Origin of the sequence: Streptomyces sp. NPDC058051 (assembly GCF_042885475.1) — a bacterium.
GTDB lineage: Bacteria > Actinomycetota > Actinomycetes > Streptomycetales > Streptomycetaceae > Streptomyces.
In genome coordinates, this window is the sequence record NZ_JBHVRW010000041.1 from 36,665 (window position 1) to 48,063 (window position 11,399).

At 72.1% G+C, this 11,399-nt stretch carries 2 protein-coding genes; both read right to left on the reverse strand.

Annotated elements, in window-relative coordinates:
• Nucleotides 1-48 precede the first annotated feature (48 nt).
• Complete coding sequence (locus tag ACFVUT_RS35670; protein WP_389660018.1) at nt 49-2,919, reverse strand: aminotransferase class III-fold pyridoxal phosphate-dependent enzyme; 2,871 nt, start codon at nt 2,917-2,919, stop codon at nt 49-51.
• Nucleotides 2,920-2,931: 12 nt separating this feature from the next.
• Nucleotides 2,932-11,388, reverse strand: a complete 8,457-nt coding sequence (locus tag ACFVUT_RS35675; RefSeq protein WP_389671120.1) for an SDR family NAD(P)-dependent oxidoreductase — start codon at nt 11,386-11,388, stop codon at nt 2,932-2,934.
• Between the last annotated feature and the right edge of the window lie 11 nt (nt 11,389-11,399).

Here is an 11,399-nt window from a genome sequence, read left to right on the forward strand (position 1 = left end):
CAGACCGGACCATCGGGCGATGGTCCGGCAAACTGTGTCCGGCAGGCGTCAGGTGGAAATTGTCTCGAATCCGTGCTGCTTGGCGAGTTCGACCATCACGTCCACCCGCTCACGGGTGAGAGTGTCGTCGCCGATCGATCCGCCGCCTCCGGACAACGCGAGAGTGATTACTTCCGCCACCCCTGCCAACAATTCACCCGCACTCAGTGAGGCGCTGACGCCACGTGGCAGAATACCGTGATTACTTATGGAAAGTACACCGCACCGCACGTAGCGGAGATCATCGCGAGAAGTGACTGCTGCCGACTCGGCGCCCGTACCGAAGAAGGACAAGTCACCGATGACAGCGCCGTCGGCGAGATGTTTTTCGTCAAGCACCGGAACGGCGCTCGAATGTGCCGTGAACACCACCTGTGCATTCGCCACCGACAAAAGATCGTCGGTCACGACGACGAACGGGTTGATGTCATATGCCTCGTCGAGATATGCGGCGACGGCCTCGCCACTCGGCTCGTCGCCCGAGCGCCCGTCGGCCAGCCACCCGGTGACGAGCGGTTCGGTGGACAGCGCCGCCGCGATGCCGGTCAGTTCACCGCCGGCCGCGATCCGCGTCCACGCCTCCTGGTAGATCCGGTGCTCCGTGGCCCGGAGCCGCTCGGCCGAACCTTCCCGGCCGCTCCCCACCAGAACGATCTTGGCGGCCTGTCCGGCGCTCAACGCGCCGATGGCCGACCCGATGTGCCCGCCACCGCCGACGACCGCCACCGTCAACCCGTCGAGCCCACCGAAGCGTTCGGTCGCGGCGGCCTCGACGGCGGCCAGGGCCGAGCCGGCCGCCAGCGCGCTGCCCGTGGTCACCCTGACGCCGGGAACCCGAAGTGCCCGGCCGTGACCGCTCACCGCACCGAGGCCGAAACCGAGGCCGACGGTGTCGCAGCCGTCCGCCTTCGCCGCGCGCACCCGGCGGTCGAGGTCCAGGCCGATCAGGAAGGTCTGCCCGGAGACCTGGTACTCCCTCAGCTGCTGCTGGGTCACCAGCAGCGGGTAGACGGTGAGGTCCACCGACGTGCCCTGCGGCGAATCGAAACGGACCGGCGCGAACGCCGACAGGTCCTTGAGCAGTTCGGACCGCCGGGCGTAGGCGAACAGGCGGTCGTCGTCCAGGTCGGCGAGCGACGGGTCGAACTCCCGCAGCATGTCGGGGGTCAGGGGGTAGCTGACCAGCCCGACCTTCCGGGTGGCCGGCTCGCCCGCGCCGGCCGGCTCGTCCGCGTCGTCCGCGGCCGGTCGGAAGTCCTTGGTCTCCGTGCGCGGCAACTGCTCCTGTGCGGCACCGGTCAACGGGTGGACGAGCGGCAACGCGTCCTGGTGGCGCAGGATCCGGCAGACCTGGGTGAGGCCGGCCCGCAGCTGGTCGATCTCCTCGTCGCTGATGTAGATCGACGGCTCGATCCGCAGCATGGTCGGCACGCTCGCCGTCGGGCCGGTGCGGATGTGGTGGGCCAGCTGCAGATAGCTGCCCAGTTGGAAGACGAGCAGGCCGGCGAGCGCCTTCTCCCGGATGATCGGGGAGGAGGCGTTGCTCTGGTCGGCGAAGTCGATTCCGATGAGCAGCCCCTTGCCGCGGACGTCGGCCACGACGTCCGGGTACTCGGCGGCCAGTTCGCGCAGCATGCCGATGATGCGCTCGCCGCGTTCCGCGGCACGGTCGTAGGCGGCCCCGTCCCCGTCTTCGAGGAGATTGAGTGTCCGCAGGGCGATGGCCGTGGAGAAGCCGTCCTTGGCGAAGGTCGAGCTGTGCACCAGCTCGAACTCCGGGCGGTAGCGCGACTGCCGGACGAGCATGGCGGAGGTCTTGCCGATACCGCCGCCGAGCGACTTGCCCAGCACGTAGTAGTCGCCGAGCAGCCCGATGTGGGAGCTCGCGAAGAACTTCCCGGTCCGCCCCATCCCGGTCTGGATCTCGTCGACGACGATCGGGCACTCGATCTCGTCGCAGATCTGCCGGATGCGGGCGGCGAACTCGGCGGTCAGCTCGTGGATCCCGCCCTCGCCCTGGATCGGCTCGACGATCAGGCCGGCGACGACCGGGAAGGGGCGCTCGACGAGCGTGACCCTGCCGTCCACGACCTGGACGTCGAGGACGGTGACCCCTTCCTCGGAGACGATGTCCTCGAACGCCGACGCGTCGTTCGGCGACACGAACTTCACCGTCGGCCCGAGCGACGCGAACGCCCCCCGGAACGTCTGGTTGTAGGTGAACTGGGTGCTGCCGACGAGCTTTCCGTGGAACGCCCGCTCCAGCGCGAAGAACACCGGGCTGGTGCCCGCCTTCGCGAAGTTGTGCCCGGCCAGCGCGCCGATCAGCGCCGCGAACTCCTCGGTGTTCGTCGGCACCGGAACGTCGCCGGGCAGCAGGGACGTGTCGTCCGGCAGTGCCGCGGACCCGTCGCGCACCGCGTTCAGCGCCACGTCGACGTGCCACTCGATCTCTTCGAACAGGGACTTCATCCGCAGCACGCGGTCGAACTCGCAGTGCTTGACGGCCGCTTCGACCGCCTCCGCGCCACTGTTGGCGAAGGTGATCGAGTACGGCTCGGCCCCGGGGAACTCACGGCCGAGTATCCCGTTCAGCACCGCGCCGACCTGATCGGCGACCGGATGCGAGGAATGCTGCGAGTGCACCGGCCAGCCGGCGTCCAGCAGTTCCTTCGCGTAGGCCACGATCTCCGGGTGGTTGTGTCCGAGCATCAGCGAGCCCCAGCCGCCGACCAGGTCGAGCACCGGCACCTCCGCACCGGTGTCGTCCAGGTAGTACAGGCTGTTCTTCTCAGCCCGGACGTACTCGACGTCCAGGCCGAAGGTGCCGAGCATTCCGGTCAGTAGGGCTTCGGCGTATCGGATGGGTGCGTTCACCATGTCTCCTGGTGTTCAGCGGTGCGGGTTGACGGAAGAGCGGCCCAGTTCCCTGTCGATGAAGTCCAGGACCTCGTTCTCGGTCGCGTCGGCCAGGTCCGTCCCACTGGTGCCGGGGGCCGCGTCGGGCCGTGCGTCGGTCCAGGCCTTGTTCCAGCGGGAGAGGATGGCGTTGAGCCGGGCCGTGATCTCCGGCCCGGAGTCCTTGTCGTCCGCGTGGTCGACCGGGACGGCCATCAGGACGGCCTCCAGCTTGTCCAGTTCGGCCAGTGCGGAACGGTGGCTGACCCCGTCGGTGAGGTCGAGCCGTTCGAGCAGGTGGTCCACCAGCGCGCCGGGTGAGGCGTAGTCGAACACCAGCGTGGTCGGCAGGGTGAGGCCGGTCTGCTCACCCAGCCGGTTGCGGAACTGCACGGCGGACAGCGAGTCGAATCCGGAGTCCCGGAAGGACACCTCCCACTGGAGGTTCTCCGGCGTCGCGTGGCCGAGTACCCCGGCCGCCTCGGCACGTACCAGGTCACGCAGGTACGTCTCGGCCTCGGCCCTGCTCATCTCCGCGAACCGGTTGGCCGGCAGGTCGGCGCTCGCCTTCCGGCGCTCACCGCGGGGCACCAGTCCGCGCAGCACCGCCGGGACCTGCGTGGCGTCGCGGCGCAGCACCGTCAGGTCGAGCGGGGCCGGTGCGACCACGGCGTGCCCGGTGGCGAGCGCGGCGTCGAACAGTTCGCGCGCCTCGTCCTCGGCGATCACCCGCAGGCCGGACTGCCCGCTCTCGACCATCCGTCCCCACGCCATCGACACCGCGGGGCGTCCTCCGGCCCGGCGATGCGTGGCCAGCGCGTCCAGATACGCGTTCGCCGAGGCGAAGTTGGCCTGCCCCGGGCTGCCGAGCATGCCGACCACCGAGGAGAACAGCACGAACAGTGCGGGCGGGGCGTCCGCGGTCAGCTCGTGCAGGTGCCATGCCCCGTCCACCTTGGGCCGCAGGACGTCCGCGACGCGCTCCGCGGTCAGCCCGGTGAACACGCCGTCGTCCAGGACGTTCTCGGTGTGCACGATCCCGGTCAGCGGGTGGCCGGCGGGGATGTCCGCGAGCATTCCGCGCACGGCCGACCGGTCGGCCAGGTCGCAGGAGGCCACCGTGACCGTCGCGCCGAGACCGGTCAGCTCGCCCCGCAGCAGCGCGGCGGGCGCGTCCTGGCCCTGCGGGTGGGCGAGCACCAGGTGCTCCACCCCGTACGCGGTGACCAGGTGCCTGGCGAACAGGGCGCCCAGCGGTTCGTGGGCACCGGTGACGAGCACGGTGCCGCCTTCCGCCGGTGCCGCCGGCACCGCGTCCGGCGCGGTCGACGGCACGAGCCGCGGCGCGAGCATGCGGCCCGCCCGGATGGCCAGTTGGGGCTCCCGCGCCTGGGCCGCCAGGAACAGCGCCTCGGCCGAGGCCGGGTCGTCGTCCAGGTCGACCAGCACGATCCGGTCGGGGTTCTCCGCCTGGGCCGACCGCAGCAGGCCCCACACCGCGGCGCCGGCCGGGTCGCGGACGTCGTCCTCCGGCTCGACGGCCATCGCGCCCCTGGTCACCACGACCAGGCGGTTGTCGGGCAGGTCCTCCTGGGCCAGCCAGGACTGCGCCGTGCCGAGCGCCCGTTCCACGGCGCGGTGCACCTCGGCCACCTGGTCACCGGCCGTGCCCGGCCGGGACGGCCGGGTCAGCAGGACGTCCCACGGGGTGTAGGACGCCGCCGCCTCCTCGATGTCGCCGAACCGCAGCGGCGCCACCGCGTCGAGGCCGCCGGTGCCGTCGCCGAGCAGGGCGAGCAGGCTCTCCGGCTCGTCGTCGTCCACCGGCTCGACCGGGATCCATCGCAGTGCGAACAGCGAGGCCGTACCGGCGGGCGCGGACGCCGCGCCGTCCCTCGGTTTCAGGGTCACCGGGGCCAGGCGCACCGCGTCGGCCACCAGCACCGGCAGCCCGGCCTCGTCGACCGCCTCCAGGCGGAACGCCTCCGGTCCGGCCGGGGCCAGGCGCACGCGCAGAGCCGTCGCCTCGGTGGCGTGCAGGGCGACGCCCTCCCAGGCGAGGGGCAGCCGGGTCGTACCGTCCGACGTGCTCCGGGGGCCGCCGATCAGCAGCGGCTGCACGGCGGCGTCCAGCAGGGCCGGGTGGATCCCGAACCCGCCGGTGTCGGCCGCCGCCCGTTCGGGCAGGCGGACCTCGGCGAACAGCTCGTCACCTCGGCGCACCACCGATTCCAGGCCCTGGAACACCGCGCCGTAGCGGTGGCCCGCGTCGGCGAGGTCCTCGTACGCCCAGTCCAGCGCCCCGGCTCCGGCCGTCGGCCACGCGGTCGGATCGACCTCCGGCAGACCGGCCGCGGGGGCCAGCACGCCGGTGGCGTGGCAGGTCCACTCCCGCAGTGCGTCGTCCGCGCCCGGGATGTCGGCGGGCCGGGTGTAGATCCCCACCGTTCGCCGCCCGCTCTCGCCGGGGGCACCGGTCACGACCTGGAGCTGCACGGCACCCTGGTCGGGCACCACGAGCGGCTCGGTGACGGTGAGTTCGGCCAGCACCGGGCAGGCAGTCACGTCGCCGGCCCGGATCGCCAGCTCCACCAGGGCCGGCCCGGAGAGCACCGGCACGTCGGCGACGACGTGGTCCGCCAGCCAGGGGTGGGTCGCGAGCGACAGACGGCTGGTGAAGACCAGCTCGTCCCGGCCCGCCACCGGGACCGCCGCGCCGAGCAGGGCGTGCTCCGCGGAGTCGAGGCCGAGGCTCCCGGTGTCACCGGACTCGGCCGCCCAGTACCGGTCGCGCTGGAACGGGTACGTGGGCAGGTCCGTGCGGCCGGCCCCGGTTCCGGTGAACACGGCCGCCCAGTCGACGGCCGCCCCGGCGACGAACAGGTCCCCCACGCCTTCGAGCACGGTGCGGATCGGCGGCCGGTCCTCCTGGAGCAGGAGCACCGAACGCTCAAGCACCCGCCGGGAACCCGACTCGGCGAACCGGGTCACGCGCTGCTCGCCCATCCACCGCTCGGCTGCGGCGATCCCCTCGGATCCCGCGGACCCCAGCGGGTCGTCGGCGGTGAGCGGCAGGCCGGTGCGCAACGACACCACCGGGAAACGCGGTTCGGTGAACGCCACCCCGGCCGGGTCTGCGGCCGTCAGCAGCCGGCCGGCGTCGGCCGACGAGAGCGCCCCCGCGACGTACGCGGCGGCGACCTCGCCGACGCCGGTCCCGGCGACGCAGCCGAACACGACGCCCCAGGACTCGACGAGGCGGAACAGCGCCACCTCGGCGGCGAACAGGGTCACGTCCTCGCCCTGCTCGCCGAACTCGGCCAGGATCTCGTCGAACGCCTTGGCGTACACCGGCGACGCCTCGTACAGGTCGTGTTCGGGGCCGTCCGCGGACCGGCGGGTGAACAGGTACGCGGTCCGGCCGTCCAGGGCGGCGGGTGCGTCACCCCCGGCGATCGCGCGCAGTCCGGTCAGCGCCTCCTCGCCGCCTTCGGTGACGAGCACCGCGCGGTAGTCGAACACCGACCTGGCCGCCAGCGAGAACCCGACATCGAGCGGGTCGGGCGCGGTGTCGGAGTCCACCAGGGACAGCAGGCGGGTGGCCTGCGCACGCAGCGCCTGGGGCGACTTGGCCGACAGCACCCACGGCAGAGCCGGGAGGGACACCCCGGCCCCGGCCGGGGTGCCGGCCGACTCGTCGGGGGCCTGCTCCAGGATGACGTGCGCGTTGGTGCCGCTCATCCCGAACGCGGACACGGCGGACCGGCGCGGCCGGTCCAGCTCCGGCCACGGGCGGGCCTCGGTCAGCAGTTCCACGGCACCCGACGACCAGTCGACGGCGGACGTCGGCTGTGTCACGTGCAGCGTCTTCGGCATCAGGCCGTGCCGCATGGCCATGACCGCCTTGATCAGCCCGCCGGCTCCGGCGGCGTGCTGGGTGTGTCCGATGTTGGACTTCACCGATCCCAGCCAGATCGGCTGGTCCGCGGGCCGGTCGCGGCCGTAGGTCGCCATCAGGGCCTCGGCCTCGATCGGGTCGCCGAGCCGGGTGCCGGTCCCGTGCGCCTCCACGAGGTCCACTTCGGACGGTGCGAGGCCGGCGTTCGCCAGCGCCTGCCGGATGACGCGCTGCTGCGACGGGCCGTTCGGAGCGGTCATGCCGTTGGACGCGCCGTCGGAATTGACCGCGCTGCCGCGGATCACGGCGTGCACCGGGTGCCCGTTCCTACGGGCGTCGGACAGCCGCTCCAGCACGAACAGGCCCACGCCCTCCGACCATCCGGTGCCGTCCGCGGACTCGTCGAACGCCTTCGACCTGCCGTCGGGCGAGAGCGTCCGCTGCCGGGAGAACTCGACGAACCCGATGGGCTGCGCCATCACCGTCGCGCCGCCCGCGAGTGCCAGGGAGCATTCGCCGCTGCGCACCGCGTTCGCGGCGAGGTGCACCGACACCAGCACCGACGAGCACGCCGTGTCGATGGACATCGTCGGGCCCTCCAGCCCGAGGACGTAGGAGATCCGGCCGGAACCGAAGGACGTCGTGGAGCCGGTCAGCAGATATCCCTCTTCGGCCGCGTCGGCTCCGGCCCCGTACTCCTGCGCGGTGAGCCCGGTGTAGACGCCCGTGCTGGTGCCCCGCAGCGACAGCGGGTCGATTCCGCCGCTCTCCAGTGCTTCCCACGAGGTCTCCAGCAGGAGCCGCTGCTGCGGGTCCATCGCCAGGGCCTCACGGGGCGAGATCCCGAAGAATCCGGCGTCGAACCGGTCCGCGTCGTAGAAGAATCCACCCTCCCGCGGATAGAACGTGCCCGGCTTGTCCGGATCCGGATCCCAGAGCCGCTCGATGTCCCAGCCGCGGTCGTCGGGCATGTCCGCTATCGCGTCCACCCCGTCGGCGACCAGTCGCCACAGCTCCTCGGGCGTGGTGGCCCCGCCGGGGAAGCGGCACGCCATCCCGACGATCGCGATGGGCTCGTTCTCACCTCCGGGGCCGGGGACCGTCGCGGCGACAGCCGTGGCGTGCGCGGGCAGGTCGCCGCTCAGCTCGGCCAGCAGGTGCTCCGCGAGCGCCGAGACCGTCGGATAGTCGAACACCACCCCGGGCGACAACCGGAGGCCGGTGGTGGCGGACAGCTGGTTCCGCAGTTCGACCGCGGTCAGTGAGTCGAAGCCCAGCTCTCGCAACGGCACGTTCTCGCTGACCCGTTCACCCGCGCCGAACCGGAGCACGGCGGCCACCTCGGTCCGCACCAGGTCGGTGATCTGCTCGTGCCGCTCGTTCGGGGGCAGCGCGGCCAGCCGGTCGGCCAGGGCCCGCTGGTCTCCCGCACCCTGCCGGACCACGCGGCGGACCGGACGGCCGACCAGGGTGCGCAGCATCGGCGGGACCGGAGCCGACCCGGACCTCAGCGCCCGCAGGTCGAGCCACGCCGGCAGGGCCACCGGGCGGTCCGAGGCCAGCGCCCGGTCGAACAGCGCCACCCCGGCCTCCGCGGAGAGGGGCCGCATACCCGTGTGCCGCAGGTGGTCGTTCCCGCCGGCGGTGACGCCGGTCTGCATGCCGCCCTCGGCGGACCACAGGCCCCAGCCCAGCGAGACGGCGGGGAGGCCGTGGGCGCGGCGGTACTGGGCGAGTGCGTCGAGGAAGTGGTTGGCCGCCGAGTAGTTCGCCTGACCCGAGTTGCCCATCGTTCCGGCCAGTGAGGAGAACAGCACGAACATCGCGAGTGGCTGATCGCGGGTGAGTTCGTGCAGGTGCCATGCGGCGTCGGCCTTGGGGCGCAGGACGGAGGTGACGCGGTCGGGGGTGAGTGCGGTGACGATGCCGTCGTCGATGACGCCGGCGGTGTGCACGATGCCGGTGAGTGGGTGGTGTGCCGGGATGGAGTCGAGCAGGGTGGTGAGTGCGGTGCGGTCGGCGACGTCGCAGGCGGCGGTGCGTACGGTGGCGCCGAGTGCGGTGAGTTCTTCGGCCAGGTCGTCGGCTCCGGGGGCGTCCGGGCCGCGCCGGCTGGTCAGGAGCAGGTTGCGGACGCCGTACTCGGTGACCAGGTGCCGGGCGAACAGGGCGCCCAGCGCACCCGTACCACCGGTCACCAGGACCGTCCCGTCAGGCGCCAGTTCCGGACCTGCCGTGTCCGCGGCGGGCCGCGACACCACGCGTGGCACGGTCACCGTGCCGGCGCGTACCGCGACCTGGTCGTGGCCCGCCTCCAGCACCGCGGGGAGGACGAGGAGGGAGGCCGGGTCGTCGTCGACGTCCGCCAGCACGATCCGGTCGGGGTGCTCCGACTGCGCGGACCGCAGCAGACCCCACACCGCGGCACCCACCAGGTCCGGGGCGGCATTGTCCTGGTCGGTCACCACCGCGCCGCGGGTCACGGCGACGAGGCGGCTCGACAGGAACCGGTCGTCGGCCAGCCACTCCCGCACCAGGTCCAGCGCCTCGTTGACCGTGTCGTGCACCGGTGCGACGACCTCGTCGCCCGGCTGTCCGGTGTAGACGGCGAGCAGCACGTCGGCGCCGGCCGCCTCCGCCAGGGTCTCGCGGCGTTCGACCGCCAGCGCCTCGCCGACGGCCGGGTCGGGGGTGCCGAGCAGGGCCCACTGCCCGGTCGGCTCGGTGGGGGTCGTCTCGACCGGGATCCAGTCCACGCCGAACAGCGATCCGGCCGTCTCGTCCCGTACGGCCGGCCGCCCGGCCGCCACCGGGCGCGCCTCCACCGACTGCACCTCGGCGACCGGTTGTCCCGTCTCGTCGGCGAGCTGGACCTGGCAGGAGGTCGCTCCCTCGGTCTCCCTGCCGAGGACCACCCGGACCCGCAGCGAGGTCGCGCCGGTGGCGTAGAGGCTGATCCCGTTCCACACGAACGGCAGCAGCAGCGTGAAGTCGTCGCCCGCGTCGGCGATCGCGGCGACGACCCGCGGGTGGATGGCCGCGTCGAACAGGGCGGGATGGATGCCGAACCGCGCGGTGTCCGTGTGCTCCGGCAGCGCCACCTCGGCGAAGAACTCGGCGCCGTCGGCCCCGTCACGGCGCCAGAGCGTCCGCAGTCCGCGGAACATCGGGCCGTAGACGTAGCCGTGGTCCGCGAGCCGGTCGTAGAACCCGTCCGTCGCCATGGGCTGGGCGCCGGCCGGCGGCCATTCGATCAGGTCGAAACGCGGCTCCGGGGCCGTGGGTGCGAGCACGCCGGTGGCGTGGCAGGTCCACTCCTCGCCGGTCTCCTGGCAGGAGTGGATCGCGAACGGCCGGTGCCCGGTGTCCTGCGGCTCCTTCACCACGACCTGGACCCGCACTCCGCCCGTTTCGGGGACGGTCAGCGGGGCGGTGACGACCATCTCGGCGACGCCGCCGCAGCCGGCCTCGTCACCGGCCCAGATCGCCATGTCGAGCAGCGCGGTGCCCGGTACCAGGGCCACGCCGCCCAGCTCGTGCTCGGTGATCCAGGCGTGCGTCCGTGCCGAGAGCCGGCCGGTGAACACCACCTCGTCGGCGCCGGCGACGCGCACCACCGCGTCCAGCATCGGGTGGCTCGCGGCCGTCTGCCCTGCCGAGACGACGCCGCCCGACGACGACTCCTCCAGCCAATAGTGCTGGTGTTGGAAGGGGTAGGTGGGCAGGTCGACGAGGGACGCCGTGGTCCCGGTGAACAACTTCGTCCAGTCGACGGTGTGCCCCAGGACATGAAGATGCGCCAACGCGGTGACCGCCGTACGGACCTGAGGCTGATCACGACGCTGCAACGCCACGAACGACGCATCATCCACACTCTGCGCACCCATCGCCGTGAGCACACCATCGGGCCCGATCTCCAGGAACCGGGTCACCCCCAGCTCCCGCAACCTGCTCACATGATCCGCGAACCGCACCGGCTGACGAATGTGATCCGTCCAGTACCCGACCGAACACACCTCACCCGCACCCGCCGCCATCGCAATGACAGGCTCGGCCAACTCCACCGACCCCACCACCGCACCGAACTCCCCAAGAACCGGATCCATCAACGGCGAATGAAACGCATGACTCACCGCCAGCCGATTCGTCTTACGCCCCCGCTCCCGCAACTCCCCAGCAACCGCAACCACCACATCCTCAACCCCCGACACCACCACCGACGACGGACCATTGACCGCCGCAATCCCCACCCACTCCTCCCGCCCCCGCAACAACTCCACCACCTCATCCTCAGCCGCCTGCACCGCCACCATCGCCCCACCCGCCGGAAGCGCCTGCATCAACCGCCCCCGCGCCGCCACCACCCGACACGCATCCCCCAACGACAACACCCCCGCCACATGAGCCGCAGCCAGCTCACCCACCGAATGCCCCGTCACAAAGTCCGGCACCACCCCCCACGACTCCAACAAACGGAACATCGCCACCTCGACCGCGAACAGCCCCGGCTGCGTCCACCCCGTCTCATCCAACCCCTCCCCACCGAACACCACATCCCTCAACG